Source organism: Bacillus sp. ISL-45, from assembly GCF_018613195.1.
In the GTDB taxonomy this organism is placed as follows: Bacteria; Bacillota; Bacilli; order Bacillales; family Cytobacillaceae; genus Mesobacillus.
Genome location: NZ_JAGGQQ010000005.1, coordinates 289749 through 309183 on the forward strand (window position 1 = coordinate 289749; position 19435 = coordinate 309183).

General features: G+C 42.1%; 19 protein-coding genes. 11 read left to right on the forward strand and 8 right to left on the reverse strand.

What is annotated here, in order from left to right; translation table 11 throughout:
* Positions 1–43: 43 nt before the first annotated feature.
* A complete protein-coding gene (locus J7E35_RS06880; RefSeq protein WP_214778262.1) occupies positions 44–997 on the reverse strand; it encodes a 4-hydroxy-3-methylbut-2-enyl diphosphate reductase in 954 nt (317 codons plus the stop codon).
* A gap of 237 nt (positions 998–1234) precedes the next feature.
* Entirely contained in the window at positions 1235–1780 is a 546-nt protein-coding gene (locus J7E35_RS06885; protein ID WP_251040803.1) for a YqfQ family protein, read from the reverse strand.
* Positions 1781–2103: 323 nt separating this feature from the next.
* Here J7E35_RS06885 and J7E35_RS06890 point away from each other — a divergent pair, with 323 nt between their 5' ends.
* Complete coding sequence (locus J7E35_RS06890; RefSeq protein ID WP_214778264.1) at positions 2104–3420, forward strand: DEAD/DEAH box helicase; 1317 nt, start codon at positions 2104–2106, stop codon at positions 3418–3420.
* A gap of 23 nt (positions 3421–3443) precedes the next feature.
* Positions 3444–4334 (forward strand): deoxyribonuclease IV, encoded by an 891-nt coding sequence (locus J7E35_RS06895; protein ID WP_214778265.1) that lies wholly within the window; start codon positions 3444–3446, stop codon positions 4332–4334.
* A 216-nt stretch (positions 4335–4550) separates the two neighbouring features.
* On the opposite strand, the gene J7E35_RS06900 is transcribed toward J7E35_RS06895, so the two are convergent.
* Positions 4551–4805: a DUF2624 domain-containing protein gene (locus J7E35_RS06900; RefSeq protein WP_192470862.1), complete on the reverse strand. Its 255-nt coding sequence runs from the start codon at positions 4803–4805 to the stop codon at positions 4551–4553.
* Between the two features lie 151 nt (positions 4806–4956).
* Between J7E35_RS06900 and J7E35_RS06905 the strand changes: the two genes are divergently transcribed.
* From J7E35_RS06905 to zur, 3 genes are read left to right on the forward strand one after another with little or no spacing between them, the layout of a single operon-like run.
* Entirely contained in the window at positions 4957–5748 is a 792-nt protein-coding gene (locus J7E35_RS06905; protein ID WP_214778266.1) for a metal ABC transporter ATP-binding protein, read from the forward strand.
* Positions 5741–6583, forward strand: a complete 843-nt coding sequence (locus tag J7E35_RS06910) for a metal ABC transporter permease (RefSeq protein WP_214778267.1) — start codon at positions 5741–5743, stop codon at positions 6581–6583. Before J7E35_RS06905 ends, J7E35_RS06910 begins: the two co-directional genes overlap by 8 nt.
* A 12-nt stretch (positions 6584–6595) precedes the next feature.
* Entirely contained in the window at positions 6596–7009 is a 414-nt protein-coding gene (gene zur, locus J7E35_RS06915; protein WP_214778268.1) for a zinc uptake transcriptional repressor Zur, read from the forward strand.
* A gap of 55 nt (positions 7010–7064) precedes the next feature.
* Here the strand turns inward: zur and J7E35_RS06920 are convergent, their stop codons facing one another.
* On the reverse strand, positions 7065–7634 hold the full coding sequence (locus J7E35_RS06920; protein WP_214778269.1) for a 5' nucleotidase, NT5C type: 570 nt from the start codon (positions 7632–7634) through the stop codon (positions 7065–7067).
* 219 nt (positions 7635–7853) lie between these two features.
* Here J7E35_RS06920 and J7E35_RS23215 point away from each other — a divergent pair, with 219 nt between their 5' ends.
* On the forward strand, positions 7854–8408 hold the full coding sequence (locus tag J7E35_RS23215) for a DUF4190 domain-containing protein (RefSeq protein ID WP_353049967.1): 555 nt from the start codon (positions 7854–7856) through the stop codon (positions 8406–8408).
* 51 nt (positions 8409–8459) lie between these two features.
* Here J7E35_RS23215 and ispG read toward each other — a convergent pair whose 3' ends face one another.
* The 3 genes from ispG to J7E35_RS06940 form a co-directional block, all read right to left on the reverse strand.
* On the reverse strand, positions 8460–9548 hold the full coding sequence (gene ispG, locus J7E35_RS06930) for a flavodoxin-dependent (E)-4-hydroxy-3-methylbut-2-enyl-diphosphate synthase (protein ID WP_353049971.1): 1089 nt from the start codon (positions 9546–9548) through the stop codon (positions 8460–8462).
* A 126-nt stretch (positions 9549–9674) separates the two neighbouring features.
* On the reverse strand, positions 9675–10025 hold the full coding sequence (locus tag J7E35_RS06935) for a LysM peptidoglycan-binding domain-containing protein (RefSeq protein WP_214778274.1): 351 nt from the start codon (positions 10023–10025) through the stop codon (positions 9675–9677).
* 217 nt (positions 10026–10242) lie between these two features.
* A complete protein-coding gene (locus J7E35_RS06940) occupies positions 10243–11019 on the reverse strand; it encodes a DUF1189 domain-containing protein (protein WP_214778276.1) in 777 nt (258 codons plus the stop codon).
* A 219-nt stretch (positions 11020–11238) separates the two neighbouring features.
* Between J7E35_RS06940 and J7E35_RS06945 the strand changes: the two genes are divergently transcribed.
* Together J7E35_RS06945 and J7E35_RS06950 are read left to right on the forward strand one after the other, a co-directional pair.
* The gene (locus J7E35_RS06945) at positions 11239–12870 is read left to right on the forward strand and encodes a Na/Pi cotransporter family protein (RefSeq protein ID WP_214778279.1); all 1632 of its coding nucleotides are present in this window, start codon (positions 11239–11241) and stop codon (positions 12868–12870) included.
* A gap of 65 nt (positions 12871–12935) precedes the next feature.
* The gene (locus J7E35_RS06950; RefSeq protein WP_214778281.1) at positions 12936–13415 is read left to right on the forward strand and encodes a DUF456 domain-containing protein; all 480 of its coding nucleotides are present in this window, start codon (positions 12936–12938) and stop codon (positions 13413–13415) included.
* Positions 13416–13610: 195 nt separating this feature from the next.
* On the opposite strand, the gene J7E35_RS06955 is transcribed toward J7E35_RS06950, so the two are convergent.
* Positions 13611–14303, reverse strand: a complete 693-nt coding sequence (locus J7E35_RS06955) for a Crp/Fnr family transcriptional regulator (protein WP_251009385.1) — start codon at positions 14301–14303, stop codon at positions 13611–13613.
* Between the two features lie 435 nt (positions 14304–14738).
* On the opposite strand from J7E35_RS06955, the gene J7E35_RS06960 reads away from it, so the two are divergent.
* The 3 genes from J7E35_RS06960 to J7E35_RS06970 all read left to right on the forward strand — a co-directional run bounded on the left by J7E35_RS06960 (position 14739) and on the right by J7E35_RS06970 (position 19303).
* The gene (locus J7E35_RS06960; RefSeq protein WP_214778285.1) at positions 14739–15347 is read left to right on the forward strand and encodes a superoxide dismutase; all 609 of its coding nucleotides are present in this window, start codon (positions 14739–14741) and stop codon (positions 15345–15347) included.
* A gap of 146 nt (positions 15348–15493) precedes the next feature.
* Positions 15494–16714 carry an MFS transporter gene (locus J7E35_RS06965; RefSeq protein ID WP_214778287.1) on the forward strand — a complete coding sequence of 407 codons (1221 nt, stop codon included), beginning with the start codon at positions 15494–15496 and terminating at the stop codon, positions 16712–16714.
* 456 nt (positions 16715–17170) lie between these two features.
* Positions 17171–19303, forward strand: coding sequence for a peptidoglycan D,D-transpeptidase FtsI family protein (locus tag J7E35_RS06970; protein WP_483297193.1), 2133 nt, complete (start codon positions 17171–17173; stop codon positions 19301–19303).
* Positions 19304–19435: the final 132 nt, after the last annotated feature.

Here is a 19435-nt window from a genome sequence, read left to right on the forward strand (position 1 = left end):
AAAACAAGAAAGCAGCCTGAATTAATTTCAGGCTGCTTTCATATTATACGTTTGCCTCGGTCTTCTTTACCTTTGGCAGGATTTTATGAAGAGGTACCTTTTTCTCTTTTACCCAGGTTTCTTCAGTTTCTTTGTCAAACTGTTCGAGGAAGGTAATGACCTCTTTTGTTATTGGTGTTGGAGTCGATGCTCCAGATGTAACTGCGACTGTGTCAGCCTCTTTTATCCATTCGATATCCAGCTCGGTAATATCAGCAATTCGATATGCTTTCGTTCCGGCTATTTCTTCTGATACCTGTGCGAGACGATTTGAGTTATTGCTTTTAGGGTCGCCAACCACAATTAACACATCAGCCTCTTTAGCCTGCTCGGCGACAGCCTCCTGGCGGACTTGTGTAGCCATGCAAATTTCTCTATGGACTTCCGCATGTGGGTACTTTTCTATAACGTTCTTTATGATGTCGGCAACGTCCCACTGGCTCATCGTTGTCTGGTTGGTGACGATCAATTTTTCAGCCTGCAGATTCAAAGCATCCACATCTGCTGCTGTTTCCACTAGATGAACGATCCCTGGTGCGACACCTACTGCTCCTTCAGGTTCGGGATGCCCTTTTTTGCCGATATAAATGACCTCAAATCCTTCTTTTTCTTTTTCCCTGATCAGGTTATGGGTGTTTGTCACGTCAGGGCATGTTGCGTCAATCGAAACAAGCCCCTTATCCTTGGCAAGGTCCCTGACTTCTGGTGAAATGCCGTGTGCTGTGAAAATAACTGTTCCGCCTTCAACTTTTTCAAGGATTTCCTTTCGGTTGTTTCCATCCAATGTAATGATGCCTTCTTCTTCAAAGGCATCAGTGACATGCTTATTATGGACAATCATCCCAAGTATATATATTGGACGCGGCAGGCTTTTATCCAATGCAGCATTGCGTGCAATGACCATGGCATCCACAACACCATAGCAATAACCGCGTGGCGATATTTTAATTACATTCATTGAGTCATCCTCCTAAGAGTACCTTTGATTCTTCCTTTTATTATATAAGACTTGCAGAAAGAATTCAAAAGCGACTTACCAGAAGGAATGAATGAACTGTTATCGTATATATAGGCTGTTTTTCGTAAGGCTGTGTTTCGAAAGGCTGTTTTCGTAAAGAGTCAACTTTGCGAAGAAAAATAGCTCATTCAATCCTGTTTGTAGTCCATAGGAACAAAGTTTGAGAAAAGAGCCTATTTATATGAACAATTTAGGCGAAGAAGCTGCATTATTGCTTTGTTTTTGTGAAGGCTTTTTTTGTGTCGGGGAACTCTGAACGGTCTTTTTGGATTTTTTTGTCTTTTGCTTTTTCTCTATTTTTTCCTTCGTTTCTGTTTCAGCAGTTTGCTCTTCAGCATCCGGAAGGTCCTTCAAGCCTCTGTACAGTTTCCACATTGAAGGCAAATTTCGGACGAGAGGACCATATTGCTGGATCATCGGTCCGAATTGCTGTGCTGTGTTTAGAACTTTTTGAGTGTTGGTGAGAAATCCATTTAAAGCAGATGGATCAGCGAGAGTTTTCAGAATACCGCCGCCTGAGCCTGCTCCTCGTGCTGCTGTATTTCCTCCGGATAATAAACCGGCTGCACTATTCCGCTGGCTATTGCCTTTTCCCAGTATCTTCGAAAGAAGTCCGCCGCCTTGTCTGGAGCGTGGATTCCTGCCTGCCATCCGCGGCATCTGGCCCTGTGGCATCATAGGTCCAGGACCAAATGGATTCGAATACATCTGGTGCTGGCCCATCCGGGGACCTCCCATCATACTGGGGCCCTGAAAGCGATTATGCATTCCGCGGGTATTCATACGGGGTCCTTGTAGCATCGTGACCCCTCCTTTCCCAATATTTCATCTCCTATTAGAGTATGCAATAAGTCAGATTTGGTTTAAGAAATTAGGATATTGTTGAAACAGGTTTGTTTTTTTATAAGGAAAGGTTAAGATAGTACTGATTGGAGATTTTCTGCAATCTTTATTATAATTACAGGATGAACCTGAAAAAATCAGCTTACGGAACGAGCTGTAATCCCCGATTATTCAGGGAACAGGGCGAAAGAAGGAGATTTTCAATGAGTGAAACAAAATTTAATCGTTATGAATTGAAACCGTTCATTATAGATGCGATCAATAAACTAGGTTTTTATGAGCCGACCGAAATTCAAGAACGTCTTATCCCTACAATCCTGAAGGGTGAGAGTGCCATCGGGCAATCCCAGACCGGTACAGGAAAGACGCATGCCTATGTACTGCCAATTATGGATAAGCTTGATCCATCACGCAATGAGGTACAGGCAGTAATCGCTGCACCAACACGTGAGCTTGCCAATCAAATTTATCATGAAGTTCTTAAAATTGCTGAACACGCTCCTCAGGGAGAACAGATCACAGCCCGCTGCTATATTGGCGGAACGGACAAACAAAGAACGATTGAGAAGCTAAAGACACAGCCACAAATCGTCATTGGCACCCCGGGGAGGATTAACGACCTGGTCAAGGAAAATGCGCTATTTGTGCATACGGCGAACATGCTCGTTATCGATGAGGCAGACTTAATGCTGGATATGGGCTTTATCGAGGATATTGACCAGTTTGCGTCCCGTATGCCAGAAAAGCTGCAAATGCTTGTCTTTTCAGCAACAATTCCTGAAAAATTAAAACCATTCTTGAAAAAGTACATGGAAAACCCAAAATTTGTACAAATCGATCCTAAACAGGCTACGGCAGAGAAGATTGAACATATTCTTCTGCCAGCAAGGCATCGTGATAAAATCGGGCTTGTTCATTCAGCTCTTCTAGCGTTCAATCCATATCTGGGGATTGTATTTGCTAATACAAAGAAAAAAGCAGATGAAATTGCCGATGGTTTGATCCAAAAAGGAATGAAGGTTGGCCGTATCCATGGAGACCTGAGCCCGCGCGAACGTAAGCGTGTCATGAAGCAGATCAAGGATCTTGAGTTCCAGTATCTTGTAGCTACTGACCTTGCTGCAAGAGGAATTGATATTCAGGGAATCAGCCATGTCATCAATTATGAGCTGCCTACTGATCTGGATTTTTATATCCACAGGGTAGGAAGGACGGCACGTGCCGGATCATCAGGTATTGCCTTAACGGTTTATGAGCAGAGAGATGAAGATGCACTGGTCCGTCTTGAAAAGATGGGCATCTCTTTTAAAAACATTGATTTGAAAAAAGGTGAATTCACCGAAATCGAAGAGCGGAACAGGCGCCAGAACAGAAAGAAAAAAGAAACTACTGGCGAGGCGAAGGCAAAGTCGCTCGTTTCAAAGCCTAGCAAGGTAAAACCAGGATATAAAAAGAAGATGAAATATGAGATGGATAAAATCAAGAAACGGGAAAACCGTATTCAAAAGAGAAATAAATAAAGGGATTTAGGAGAGATCACAAGATGTTAATTGGATCACATGTTTCCATGAGCGGCAAAAAAATGCTGCTCGCTGCCAGTGAGGAAGCTGTCTCGTATGGTGCAAATACTTTTATGATCTATACGGGGGCACCTCAGAATACAAGAAGGAAAAAAATTGAGGACCTGAATATTGAAGCAGGCCGCCTGCATATGGAGCAAAACGGCATCAATGAAATCGTCGTCCATGCTCCTTATATCATCAATATCGGGAACACGCAGAATCCTGATACATTTGATTTAGGAGTAAGGTTCTTGCGGAGCGAAATCGACCGGACAGAAGCAATCGGAGCCAGGCAAATCGTGCTGCACCCAGGTGCGCATGTTGGAGCCGGAACAGAAAAAGGCATTGAAAAAATCATCGAAGGACTTAATGAAGTTCTTACAAGCGATGATAAGGTTCAAATCGCTCTTGAAACGATGGCTGGAAAAGGATCCGAGTGCGGAAAATCCTTTGAAGAACTCGCAATGATCATCGATGGAGTAACCCATAACGAGAAGCTGTCCGTCTGCTTCGATACTTGCCATACACATGATGCTGGTTATGCAGTCGTTGAAGATTTTGATGGTGTTTTGAATGAATTTGACAAAATCATCGGTCTTGACAGACTGAAAGTACTTCACATCAATGACAGCAAAAACGAGGTCGGGATGAGGAAAGACCGCCACGAGAATATTGGCTTTGGCCATATCGGCTTTGACGCAATAAATTATATTGTCCATCATCCGCAACTGACGCATGTTCCTAAAATTCTAGAAACTCCATTTGTCGGTGAGGACAAGAACAGTAAAAAGGCACCTTACAAACAAGAGATTGCCATGCTGAAAAGCAAACAATTCGAAGAAAGTCTGCTTGATATGATCAAGAATGGCTAAAACAAAGCTGTGGACGAGATCCACAGCTTATTTTTTGCGGATTAAAAATAGGTGGCCGGTTATGGCTGATCCGCGATATGGAATGGTACTAACAGGTATGACGGACAGAAATGGCAGAGAAAACGGAGAAAATGTCCGTCATAGGTGTGATGACGGACAGAAATGGCCGGGAAAAGGAAAAAATGTCCGTCATAGGGGTCATGACGGACACATCACTTATTTGGTGAATTTAACGAACAGCTTGTTGACTTCTTTTGCTGTTTCAGGGCTGGTGATTCTTGCGATTTGTTTGATCAATGCCGTTCTCTCTGAATCAATAAAGATGTTTACTTTTTTACCGCGTAAGTATCCGGCGATTTTCTCTGCCTGTGCCTTTGTAATGGAAATATTAAATTGAGAGGCGTACTTCAGCAGTTCATCAGCCGTGATGTTGCCTATCTTATGGTTAATGATGTTTTCAAAAATAGCCAAAAGATCATCACTCCTTCATAGTAGGGTATGTGCCTAGTTCTGGATTCGTGACAATTTTATGGGATTGTGAGTTCTTTTATTTACAATATGGCCGGTAAGATATATACTACTAAATGTAAATCGGAATGATTCTTATTTTGCGGGTGATAAAATGGACACGAATAATTACATCGTCCAAGTACAGGACCTTAATTATCGATATGATAAAGAAAATGTTCTTGAAAATATAAATCTGTCTATCGAAAAGGGCAGTTTTTTAGCGATCGTCGGCCCGAACGGTTCCGGCAAGTCAACACTTCTTAAGCTGATGCTTGGCCTGATCAAGCCGCAGCACGGCTCAATTCGTCTGTTCGGACAGGATATCAGCAAATTTAAAGAACAGCATAAAATTGGCTTTGTATCTCAAAAAGCCAATTCTTTCAACACTGGCTTCCCTGCGACCGTTTTTGAGGTAGTGGCCAGTGGACTGACAAAGAAGCTTGGCCTTTTCACTTTTCTGAAGAAGAGTGACCATGTAAAAATAAAGCATGCGATCGACTCCGTCGGGATGGGGAAATTCCTCGACAGGAATATTGGAGAACTATCTGGAGGTCAGCAGCAGAGGGTATTCATTGCAAGGGCACTTGTCAGTGAACCCGAATTGTTGATTTTGGATGAACCAACAGTAGGGGTAGATGTCCAGAATGTCAATTCCTTTTACGAGATGCTCGAAACACTCAATAAGGAGAAAGGGATTACCTTGCTTCTGGTAACCCATGATATTGGTACAATTTCAGAAAAGGTTACAAATGTAGCCTGCTTGAATAAAAATATGCATTTCCATGGAAGTGCTGAGGAATTCGAACAGCTGAAGATCAATGATGTTTCAGAAATTTACGGTCATGATGTCCATGTCCTGACTCACGATCACCATCATCACGGAGGGGGGCATCTTCATGATTAGCGGACTGTTGCAATATGAATTTTTGCAGAATGCTTTTTTGACCGGCATGATCATTGGGGTGATTGCCCCGCTTCTCGGCGTTTTCATCGTAGTAAGACGGCTGTCCCTCATAGCGGATGCTCTCAGCCATGTCACATTGGCGGGAATTGCCGCAAGCCTTCTGCTAGAGAAAAAGTTTATGCTGTTCAGCGGCTTGAATCCACTTTATATGGGAATGGCGTTCTCAGTTGGCGGATCATTATTCATTGAAAAGCTGCGTACCGTGTATAAACATTACCAGGAATTGGCGATTCCTATTATCCTTTCCGGGGGAATCGGGCTTGGGGTCATCTTCATTTCACTTGCTGATGGCTTCAATACTGATTTGTTCAGCTATTTATTCGGCAGCGTGAGTGCGGTGAGCAGGGCTGACTTATGGACAATCCTGATTCTCAGCATCCTTGTAATAGCGCTTGTTGTGTTATTGTATAAAGAACTTTTCCTATTATCATTTGATGAAGAATATGCAAGGGCAACTGGAATTGCCGCAAGGACGCTTCACTTTATATTCATCGTCATGGTGGCACTGGTGATTGCAGCATCGATGAGAATCGTTGGAATCTTGCTGGTCTCTTCCCTGATGACACTGCCAGTTGCAGCGAGCATCCGGTTCGCGAAGGGGTTCAAGCAAACCATCTTCTATTCCATTCTGTTTGGTGAGGTATCAGTATTAGGCGGTTTGTTCCTGTCCTACTATCTGGACCTTGCTCCAGGCGGAACGATTGTGATGATTGCAGTACTTATCCTTGTGCTGGCCATTTGGCTGAAAAAACGCTCGGCAACTAGATCCATCTAACGGGGTGATTTCATGAATGTGAATGAAGCAATGAACCTGCTTAAGGAACAGGGTTACAAACATACTGGGAAACGCGAAGATATGCTTCAGCTATTTTCCGATAATGACAAATATTTGACTGCTCGGGATGTACTTGAACAGATGAAGGGCAATTATCCGGGCTTGAGCTTCGATACAATCTACCGGAACCTGAGCGTGTTCGCTGAACTGGGGATTCTCGAAATGACAGAGCTCTCGGGTGAAAAGCATTTCCGCTTCACTTGCTCACATAAAGAGCATCATCATCATTTTATTTGTCTTGACTGCGGTAAAACGAAGGAAATTGAAACCTGTCCAATGAGAAATATCGAGGCAAGCTTCAAAGGCTATGATATATCCGGTCATAAATTTGAAATATATGGTCGCTGTCCGGATTGTGTTCAATAACGGTAACGAAACTATAGGACGAATAAACTGAAAAACGGCCATGCAAATGGCCGTTTTAATTATTTTTAATCCAATTTTCCACCCAATTATTTGCTTCCTGCCAATTATTCACGCGTATAACTCCTTCAGGAATCGGTTCCTGGTTATAAGGAGTATTGAAAAGGATAACAGGAATCCCTAACTCCTCGTGCAAATTGACTGCATTATCGTGTTTATCCTCGAAAAATATATCCACATCATAGTTACGTGCTGCCTCGATTTTATCATGTGAGCCGATCAGATGGATGTCATGATATCTAAGTTCATTAACAGAAAACCATTCTTTGGTCAGGTCTAGTAAATGTGTTCCTCTGGCACTGATGAAATATAATTCATACTCATTCTCCCAGCTCTTTAAAATATCCCTGGCTCCTTCTGCTAATGGTGAATTAGAATAAATTTCAGGTTCCATTTTTTTGAACCAGGCAGCAAACTCTTTTTCAGATACGGATACAAGGGGCATAAAGTCATATTGCTTGATATCATCAAGTGTAATATTCAAATTGAAGCCTTCATTTAAATAAGGTACAAATGTAGTGGGACAAGTGACTGTACCATCGATGTCTATGCCAAAACGTTTTTTCATCAATCTGCTCCTTCAACATGATCTTTCTTTAATCTTACCAAATAGTGAATGCGCGCAAAAGATTTACTTTACTCAATCTGCGTTCTTGAATATTTACTTGTTATAAGTGTCATTCAGGGTTCTAAATATCAAAAAGCCTTAGACAAACATTGCCATGATGAAATCCTTCTCACTCGTAAACAATAATAAATGCTCCACTTAAGAAAGCGAGGGATTAAAGTGGCAGACCAAGAACGAAATCAGAGAGGTACCGAATATATTACTGAACCTAAGCAGGATGTCATCACGATCAGGGATGCGCGTGATGAAATATACCAGGAAGAAACAGCAACTGAACTGTACTCTCCTGCACGTGATGAGCATTACCAGGAAATGACGGCGATAGCCGGGCCTGAACGCGAGGATCACTATCAGGAAATGACGGGAATCGCTGGACCTGGACGTGATGAGCACTACCAGGAGATGACTGCAATCGCCCGACCTGGACGTAATGAACAGTACCAGGAAGAAACTGCGGCCGAAATTGCTGCTCCTGCTCCGCCTGCGATATCAGGAAGGTCAGAAGAAGAAAGTACAACTGGTGGACAAGGGCTTGCTTACTCAGCTCTTGCCCTATCGATCTTGTCGCTGTTTATTTTACCTGTTCTTTTCGGAGCCGCCGGAATTGTCCTTGGCTTCATGGCTCGCAGAAGAGGATCCGCTATCGGAAGCTGGGCAATTGGGATAGGGACAATCTCAATTTTAGTCGGCATCTTTATATTGCCGTTCTTCTAACGGTGAACAAAAAGAAATGCCCGGGATTGATCTCCCGGGCATTTTCGATGGTTAATTCTGAAGGGCAGCTTCGCGAATCTTTTCTTCAGCAATTTTATCGATTTCTTTCTTAAGTTCTTCTACCATTGTTGCTTCTGGCACTTTGCGGACAATCTCTCCTTTTCTGAAAAGAAGTCCTTCTCCTCTTGCACCAGCAATGCCGATATCAGCTTCACGTGCTTCGCCAGGTCCGTTGACAGCACATCCAAGGACAGCAACCTTGATCGGCGCCTTAATCGTTGAAATATACTCTTCAACCTCATTGGCAATGCTGATCAAATCGATTTCGATCCGTCCGCATGTTGGGCAAGAAATTAATGTCGCAGCATTTGCTGCAAGTCCAAACGATTTTAAAAGTTCTCTTGCGACCTTGACTTCCTCAACTGGGTCGGCACTTAATGATACCCTGACAGTGTTGCCGATTCCCTTGCTTAGGATCGCTCCAAGGCCAGCAGCACTTTTGACAGTCCCTGCGAATAAAGTCCCTGATTCCGTGATGCCTAGATGAAGCGGATAATCAAAAGCCTTTGCTGCTTTCTCATAAGCCTCAATCGCCAGGTTAACATCAGATGCCTTCATCGATACGATGATATTATGGAAATCAAGGTCCTCAAGGATTTTGATGTGGTGCAGAGCACTCTCTACCATTCCATCCGCTGTAGGATATCCGTATTTTTCCAGAATCCGTCTCTCAAGTGAACCAGCGTTTACACCGATTCTGATCGGGATCCCGCGCTCTTTAGCGGCTTTTACAACAGCCTCTACCTTTTCACGCTTGCCGATATTACCCGGATTGATCCTGATTTTATCAGCTCCGCCTTCAATTGCTTTAAGCGCAAGGCGGTAATCAAAATGGATATCAACGACAAGAGGTATATTTATTCTTTTTTTGATTTCAGATATAGCATTCGCTGCTCTTTCATCCGGACAAGCAACACGGACAACCTGGCAGCCAGCTTCCTCCAGGCGCTTGATTTCAGCGACAGTCGCTTCGACATCATGCGTCTTGGTTGTGGTCATACTCTGGATGACAACTTCATTGTTGCCTCCAATGGTTAAATTCCCTACCTTTATTGGACGGGTTTTGGTACGATGTATAATTTCACTCAACAGTGATTCGCTCCTTTGAAAAATGGAATTCATGAATATGTTCCTAAAGATGCATAACCCCATTTTATCAATCTTTTGCTCAAATTGACAAGGAAAGACTTCAATTGTTAGGCTTTGCTAATTTTGGCTGCTGTAGTCCGGGAATTTATAGGTGTTGCCGAATTTGATCTTTTGGGGATCTGTTCCATCGTTCAACCTTTTAAAATCTTCCACTGCCTGTGAGACAGGAACGTCCAGCGGGCTGTCCAAATACCTGTCAATGACTGATAATACTGTATCACCCGGCAGTACTTCATGCTCAAAAAAGGGGATTTCCTGTGTGTTTTGTTTCTCATCCTTCTCTTCCTTTTGTTCATTCGATATTTCAGTTTCCTGCATTTTTGCCGCTGGAAGAGTCCCAATGCTCAAATCATTGTAGACTGCGTAAGCTACTATCAAAAAAACTAATAAACCTGCCAGTTTTTTCATAGGACCTTCCTCCTTTAATGCTTATATCATTATTTATGCAGCTGAAATAGGATTAAGAACAATTTTGATAGAGAAATATTTTTAAAAGGAATTTAAAAGAGGGTCGTTTCACTTTGAGAGAATGTATTTGTTTATGTAGGCAAAATAATGGGGCAGAAAAAGAAAAAACATATAATAAGGCATGAAAGCAAAAAAATACGCCAAAGGCGGCGTATTTTTAACTTTCGGCAGGAGTCTTGCCTGGAAGTTCTTTAATAGCTAACAGAAGCATCATTGAGGCAACGAACCAATTAACGGAGAAACTGAAGGGCACTTCTGTTTTTAAGAAGGCCATGATCGTAAAAAATATAGTAGGGAGTGTTGTACTATATGCGGCCATTCTCCATAAGTGTCTGTATTGAAGATTTCTGCCGGAGAGATTTTTCAATAGCAGGCCAAATAGGGCTAGTAGAGACACCTCAATGAATTTCATACCGCTGGAAAAAACATAGACGACAATAAATACCAGTCCCAGCAAAACAGGAAGCGAGGATTCAGCCGTATCGATCAGTGAGATGATATCTTCCTTCGTCATAGATTCATTTGTGAACAGTGAGTAAGGAACAGCATTGGTTTCACCGCCGGCAGCAAGGACGATGTGATTCTGGAGCATTGCGAAGTTAGCATCCATGCTGGTCATATCTTCCTGGTCAATCGCGCCGGTAGGGTCAAAAATTAACGTGAAACCTCCATTCTTGATGGTTAAAGGTGCTTTAATGTCTGAGTGCAGAGTTCCATCTTCAATCGTAAAGGAGGGAAGATCTGTTTGGATAGATTGCTTGGCTGTGCCGACAGCTTCAGATATCCCCACAAACATATAATAGACAACTGGCAGAATGGATATAAGGGTCAGCGTGAAAACAAACAAGATTGTTTTGCCTATTCCCTGGAACCTCGTACCTGCAATAACCTTGGGTGAATAGATGCTTTTTGCAATTTGTGCAAGAATATTCATGAATACACGTCCTTTGATAGAGTTACAATCTCTATTTTATCTGTTCATATAGTAGAATAACAACCATTTGATATTCCTTTTGTAACATTTCTGTAACATAACATAGAAATGTTAAGGTATTGTAAATTCGAAGCTTAAATTGTTTACTTTTGATTAATAATTCCTTCATAATAAGCATGTTTGTAGATGTTTGTCGAAATAAATCTAGGGGTTGAAAAAATGGAGTTGAATTTACAAGAAATGCTGTTTGAGTTCTTTGGGGGACTTGGAATCTTTTTATACGGCATTAAATTCATGGGTGATGGTTTGCAGAAGTCAGCTGGTGACCGACTTCGTGATATTCTAGACCGCTTTACCACTAATCCACTTATGGGTGTACTAGCAGGTATATTTGTTACAGTTCTTTTACAAACAAGTAGTGGAACCACTGTTATTACTGTGGGGCTTGTAAGTGCCGGGTTTATGACGCTAAGGCAGGCTATTGGGGTCATCATGGGTGCGAATATCGGTACAACTGTCACTGCCTTTATCATTGGGATCGACATCGGTGAGTACGCTTTGCCGATTATAGCGGTTGGTTCCATCATGTTATTTTTCTTCAAGAGCAAAAAAGTTCATAATTTTGGACAAATCGTATTTGGTTTCGGGGCATTGTTCTTTGGCCTTGAACTTATGAGCGGTGGGATGAAACCACTGAGAAGCCTTGAAGCTTTCCATGACCTTACAGTGGAAATGAGTTCAAACCCCATTCTGGGTGTAGTGATCGGTACATTGTTTACCGTCATTGTTCAAAGCTCGAGTGCTACGATTGGTATTTTGCAAAGCTTGCATGCTGAATCTATGATTAATTTACAGGGAGCATTGCCAATCTTGTTTGGAGATAATATCGGTACAACCATTACAGCTGTTTTGGCTGCGATTGGTACATCAGTGGCTGCTAAGAGAGCTGCTGCAACACACGTTTTATTCAATCTTATAGGAACTACCCTTTTTCTGATAATCCTGGGGCCGTTCACATCGCTGATTGAACTCCTGAGAGATAATCTTAACTTAAATCCTGAGATGTCCATCGCATTTGCTCATGGTATCTTTAACACAACAAATACATTGATCCAGTTACCTTTCATCGCCATTTTGGCATTGATTGTGACTAAATTGATTCCAGGTGAAGATTCCATCGTTGATTACAAGGCTCAACACCTTGATCCCGTTTTCATCGAGCAATCACCGTCCATCGCGCTTGGACAGGCGAAGGAAGAAGTCCTGCGAATGGGTAAGTTCGCGCTAAAAGGACTTGAAGAAACGAATGAATTCTTAAAAACTAAAAATACAAAGCATTCTAATAATGCTTATCAGCTTGAGGAAGCAATCAATAATCTTGACCGTAAGATCACAGATTATCTTGTAAACCTGGCAACAAGCTCGTTGTCAGAGCATGAATCTGAAGAGCATAGCATGCTGATCGATACAGTACGAGATATTGAAAGAATCGGAGACCACTTCGAAAATATTATTGAATTAATCGAGTACCAGCAGGCCAATAAAGTGAAGATGACTGACACGGCAATGGAAGATCTGGAAGTTATGTTCAACCTGACTGTAAGTACCGTAGAAGAGGCGCTTCAAGCATTGGATCAGAAGAATTTTGACGCTGCAAGAACAGTAGTAACAAAAGAAGATGAGATTGACAGCATGGAACGGACGCTTAGAAAGCAGCACATTCTTCGCATGAATGAGGGACAGTGCACTGGACAGGCGGGTATCGTGTTCGTTGACATCATCAGCAACCTGGAGCGAATCGGCGACCATGCAGTAAACATCGCTGAGTACGTTTTGGAAGAACAGAAATAGTGGTAAAATAAGCAAAGGGAAACCTTTGCTTATTTTTTATATTCTTAGATAAAAGGATGGATTGGATGGATGCAGTTTATTGGGTAATCATTGGGTTATTATTCGTTGGAGCTTTTGCCAGTTTGGTTGTTCCAATCTTGCCAGGGGTACTTTTAATGTTGGGCGGTTTTATTCTTTACGGTTTGTTTTTTTCATTCGAGCCTTTTAACTGGCTATTTTGGACAATCCAAGGGCTTTTTGTTGCCCTTCTGTTTGGGGCTGATTATATTGCCAATATAATAGGTGTAAAGAAATATGGCGGCAGCAAGGCAGGAATGTGGGGAAGCACAATCGGTTTGCTTGTCGGTCCTTTTGTCATTCCGATCGTCGGAATTCTGATTGGTCCATTTTTAGGAGCGGCCCTAGCTGAATTGCTGGTTAATAAAAAGAATCTAAATGAAGCAATCAAGGTTGGTTTTGGTTCTGTCGTCGGTTTCGTCAGCAGTGTGGTGACAAAAGGAATCATCATGACAATCATGCTCGTATATTTCTTCATCCTTATATAAAAAAATCGTGCTTCTGGAGCACGATTTTTTTATAAGGCAGGGCATTATCGGTCCTTAATGATATTTACTGTTAATAGTTGGTTATAGAAATTTCATAAAAGTACCCTTATGCAGCAGCTTCGTCTCCCATAAGGGTGCATTTGCGTGCTAATCATACCCTTTTGCCGAGTTCCGCCCTGACATAAGCACGATTTTTTAATTTAGCCCGCAAATTTCAAATGAACAATTCTGGCAATCGACTTCTCTTTTTAGATAAGCGAGGTTCTTTACCGTGAATTTAAGCTGATCATAAGCGATGATGTCTTTCTCGCGCAGTTCCTTGAGCATCCTTTGGATAACTTCACGCGTTCCATACGTGAGATTTGCCAGCTCCTGGTGGGTCAGGGGTAAATCGATCAGGATCCCTTCATCTGTCATCACTCCGTAGCTATTGCATAACCTGATCAATATGGAGTACAAACCGCCTTTCTTCCCGTTCATAATCAGGTCCTGACACTTCATCTGGGCTTTGAGATATCTGGTACTGAGCCAGTTGACCATTGCATTCATAGCGGTTCTATCATTGATAATGAATTCCTCGAACTGCTCTCTTTTAATCATGAGGATTTCACATTCTGTTAGTGTCTTGGCTGAAAAGTGATAACGCGGATTATGTTTGAACAGTTCATATTCAATGACCATTTCTTCGCCATTCAGGATTTTAAGGATGAATTCCTTCCCTTTCATATGGATACGGCCAACTGAAACACTTCCACTCAGGAGGATATAAACATTTTCAACATTTTCATCCTCTTGAAAAAGGATCGAATCCGGCTTGATTTTTTGGATTGTTTCCCTGTCAATAAAATTTTGCAAAATTAAACTGTATAATGATATATTTTTGTCCATCAAGGTCGTCTCCTTATTAAGCCTTTCTATACTTTTGATTTAAAAGAATTGTTGTTACTGTGTCAATGATACATTGGTAATAATTGGAATGGTTATGGTTAAGATGCGACTTATATCGTTGACAGGACTGCATTTGAGCAATATTGACGATTTTCTGAAACTTTCTCGAATGGGGCTCCTTCGGTATTTTATCAGCTTGACCCCAACTCGATTTTGGAAGCTCATTTTCGTTGATGATGGACTTAATGAAAATAAGTGTATAAAACGTCGAAGAAAAGGGGATTTTAAACACGTTATATGAAAGCATTTTATTTGAAACGATTACCGTTCTTTGGTAATCTAAACAAGAAGCACTTTTAGAACAATTCTAATAACAGAATTATGTGAAAGGTTTTGTTCTGGGAGTGAAACACGATACATAGGAGGATGTTAAAAATGGCATTTGAATTACCACAATTACCTTATGGATATGATGCACTTGAGCCACACATTGACAAAGAAACAATGAATATTCACCACACAAAGCACCACAACACTTATGTAACAAATCTTAACAATGCTTTGGAAGGAAACGAAGAACTTCTGTCAAAAACAGTTGAGGAAGTAGTTTCTAACCTGGATGCTGTTCCTGAAGCAGCACGCACTGCTGTCCGCAACAACGGCGGCGGACATGCTAACCACTCACTATTCTGGCAAGTCATTTCTCCAAACGGAGGCGGCGAGCCTGCTGGAGAATTAGCTGATGCGATCAACTCTAAGTTCGGCGGCTTCGAAGGCTTCAAGGAAGAGTTCTCTAAAGCTGCAACTACTCGTTTCGGCTCTGGCTGGGCTTGGCTTGTTGTTAATAATGGTGAACTTGAAGTGACTAGCACTCCAAACCAGGACTCTCCATTAATGGAAGGCAAGACTCCAATTCTTGGACTTGATGTTTGGGAGCACGCATACTACCTGAACTACCAAAACAGAAGACCGGAATACATTGGTGCATTCTGGAACGTTGTTAACTGGGAAGAAGTCAGCAAGCGTTACGCTTCTGCAAAATAATCTAATGATCGTTTAGAGGGGCTGCAATTGAATGCAGCCTCTCATTTTTTGTTTCGGCTGCTCTATCCTGAAAAAGACCCTCCGGAAAAACTGAATAACCCCCTTTACTTTGTTAGAAACTACCCAAGAGAAAAGGGGAGTCGATCATGAGCAAAGTAAACAAATTATTAGGAGACATTGAACTGACAAAGGATTTAGCGCTCCTATTGATTATTGGGGGATTGTACTCATTGAGCATTGCCCTTTCGAATACCTTTGTTAACATTTATTTATGGAAGCAATCCGGCGAAATTGCTGATCTCGCAATGTATAATTTATCGATTGTCGTGGCCCAGCCGCTCACCTTTATTCTTGCGGGAAGGTGGGCTAAGAAAGTAGACAGGGTCATTGTCCTTCGAATCGGTGTCATTTTCCTGGCCTTGTTTTATGTAACAGTTTTGCTGGTAGGAACGAAAGCTTCCGATTTTTTACTGCTATTGGGTGTGCTTCTGGGAATTGGCTATGGTTTTTATTGGCTTGCTTATAATGTCCTCACTTTTGAAATCACTGAACCTGAAACACGTGATTTCTTTAATGGCTTTCTTGGCATCCTCGGTTCCGTCGGCGGCATGATTGGGCCGATCGCCGCTGGGTTTATCATATCCAGGCTTGAAAAGTTGACGGGCTATACAGTAGTCTTTGGACTTTCGTTGGGACTTTTTTCAATCGCGGTATTGCTGAGTTTCTTCCTTAAACGCAGGCCAGCCCGTGGGAAGTACTGGTTTCAGCGGATTATAGCTGAAAGAAAACATGATAAAAATTGGCGAATGGTTACCAATGCTCATTTTTTTCAAGGACTGAGAGAGGGCGTGTTTGTTTTCATTGTTTCAGTTTTTGTATTCATAGCCACAGACAGTGAAATGGCGTTGGGGACGTACGGACTGATCAATTCGGGAATTTCATTTTTGGCCTATTATTTTGTCTCGAGAATGCTGAAAAAGGAACACAGGAAAAAAGCGATTCTGGTGGGAGGAATCATCCTTTTCCTGGCAATATTCCTGATTGTTTTCCAGGTCAGCTATTTCCGTCTGCTGCTGTATGCGGCTCTGATTGCAGTCGCTTATCCATTGCTACTCGTCCCGTATGCTTCAATGACCTATGACGTTATTGGACGCGGCTGGAAGGCGGCTGAAATGAGAATCGAATATATAGTTGTCCGTGAATTATTTTTGAATCTTGGCCGGGTTGCTTCAATATTATTATTCCTGGCAGCGATCCATATTTTCAACGAAGAACAGGCAATCCCGGTCCTCCTTGTCATTCTTGGGAGCGGACATACTTTGATTTACCTTTTTATCAGGAAAATTCAGTTGAAAGCTCCAGCATAACCGGGATGACTCCCGGTTTTTTTTGTTCTTTAGGAAATTATAAAATTAATTAGTTGTGGATAACTATATAAGTTATTGTAATCCAGCTCCAGCGCCTAGCCCCTCGCGACGCTTCGGTCCGCCCAATGACGTCAAAGAACGACTTCATCGGTCGGCCCTCCAGCGCGTGTCGGGGCTGATCAAGGCGCTTGCGCTTTTTGTTCATAATAAAATGGCAGCTGTTTTAGCTGTGGATATCCATAATCCATATAGCGCATTAGGAGGCTGAACGAGGAGCTCGAGCTTTCTATTTTTACAACTAATATGGAAAATATTTCTGAAAAAGTTTATTGATAGAAAAAGACGCCAATTTTCGATAATATAATATATAGTGCATATTTTAGACATACAGACTGAAGAGGTGGGAGAGGCTTGAATAAGAAGAAAAAGAAGACGCATGTGCCATTCAGGCTGAATATGTTGTTTTTCGCGGTCTTTGTGTTATTTTCGATGCTGATTTTAAGACTGGGAATTGTTCAGATTGTTTACGGAGAGGATTTTAAACGGGAAATTGAACGAACGGAAGATGTGACCGTGAACAATCCTGTTCCAAGAGGGAAAATGTATGACCGGAACATGAAAACAATCGTAGATAATATAGCTAGTAAGGCTATAACGTATACAAAGAGCCAGAGTACTGATACAAAGGAAATGCTCATGGTCGCAGAACGACTTGCAAAACTGATATCAAAGGACTCCAAAGATGATTTAGAGAAAGTCAGGGAAAGGGATAAAAAGGATTATTGGATCTTAAGAAATGAAGAACGTGCCAGAGAAAAAATCAAAGAAACTGAATGGGCACAGTATGATGAAAAGAAGCTGGATGATAAGGCTCTTTATAATCTCCAGCTTGAACGAATCACCGAAAAAGAACTGAATGAACTAACGAAAACAGATTTGGAAATACTCGCTATTTTGCGTGAAATGATGAGCGGATATGCACTATCGCCGCAAATCGTCAAAAAAAATGTAACACCTGAAGAGTTCGCTATTGTCAGTGAAAACCTGGATATGCTTCCAGGCGTCGACACAACCACCGACTGGGAGCGTCAGTATGCCTATGATAAAACACTAAAATCGATTTTGGGCAAAGTAAGTGATTCCGAGAAGGGGCTCCCGAGGGAAAAGCTGGAGTATTATCTGGCGCGAGGGTACAGCCGGAACGACAGGGTTGGTTTAAGTTATATCGAGCAGCAATATGAAGATGTGCTGCACGGTCAGAAGGCAAAGGTGAAAAACATTACAGACAAGGGCGGAAACGTCCTGGACACACAGATGATCACCGAAGGACAGCGTGGAAAGGACCTGGTCCTGACAATTGACATGGACCTACAGCTAGCTGTTGAGAAAATTATTGAAGAAGAGTTGGCAAATGCGAAGCAGCAACCTAGAACAGGACTCCTGGATAGGGCATTTGTTGTATTAATGGATCCTAATACTGGAGAAGTCTTAACACTTGCTGGAAAGCAAATGGTTAAAGATGAAGAAACGGGTAAAACGTCGATGCAGGATTTTGCCAGCGGTAACTTTACAACTTCTTATAATGTTGGATCTGCTGTTAAAGGAGCAACCGTTTTAACAGGATTCAGCACCGGGGCAATCAGCCCGGGTACACAGTTTTATGATACACCGGTTAAGATAGCCAAAACAAATCCGAAAAAGTCCTGGAAAGCTGGATTGGGTACCCTTGACGACCGCAATGCCCTTAAGGTGTCGTCTAACGTATATATGTTCATGACAGCAATCAACATCGGAAAAGGGAATTACAGATATGATCAGCCATTGTACCTTGAGCCAAAAGCCTTTGACACGATGAGGAACTATTTCAGTCAATTTGGCCTTGGTGCTAGGACAGGGATAGATCTGCCAAATGAAATGGTCGGTTTCAAGGGGGCAGAGAGAGGACCTGGTCTATTGCTTGACTTTGCGATTGGCCAGTATGATACGTACACGACACTTCAATTGGCACAATATGTTTCTACCATTGCGAATGGCGGTACGCGACTTCAGCCAAGGATTGTAAAGGAAATTCGTGAACCTGTCATGAAAAATAATGAGGTAGGTCCTGTACTGAATGAAATGGACCCAGTCATCCTCAATAAAGTGGACGCCAAACCAGAATGGTTTGACAGAGTCCAGGAGGGTTTCAGAAGGGTCATGCAGGAGAGGGGCGGTACAGCCTACGGGGCATTTCATACTGCCAATTACAAACCGGCTGGCAAAACGGGTACCGCACAAGCTTTTTATGATGGCCCGAAAAGAAAGAATTATGAGAAGCCGCCGGAAGTAATGAATTTGAGTCTTGTTGCATATGCACCATATGAAAACCCGGAAATTGCGATGGCTGTCATGGTTCCGTGGGCATATGAAGGCAACCAGGGGCACCATGCGAATAATGATATAGGACGACGGGTCCTTGATACGTATTTTGAATTGAAAAAGAAACGTCTTGAAGGAAACATGAATCCCGAACAGCCAATTCAGGAAATTGAAGAAAAAGAAGAAGGAACGGAGCTTTTAGAAGAAATTGAAGATGAAACAGAAGAATAATGAAGGTCTTAACTGTCTCTTTTGAGGCAGTTTTTTTTTTGTTCATGCTGGGTATACTATCAGCAACTGGACAACCCTCTTTTATCTAATTCGACAAAATTACACAAAAATCAACCGAATTTACAAAACCTT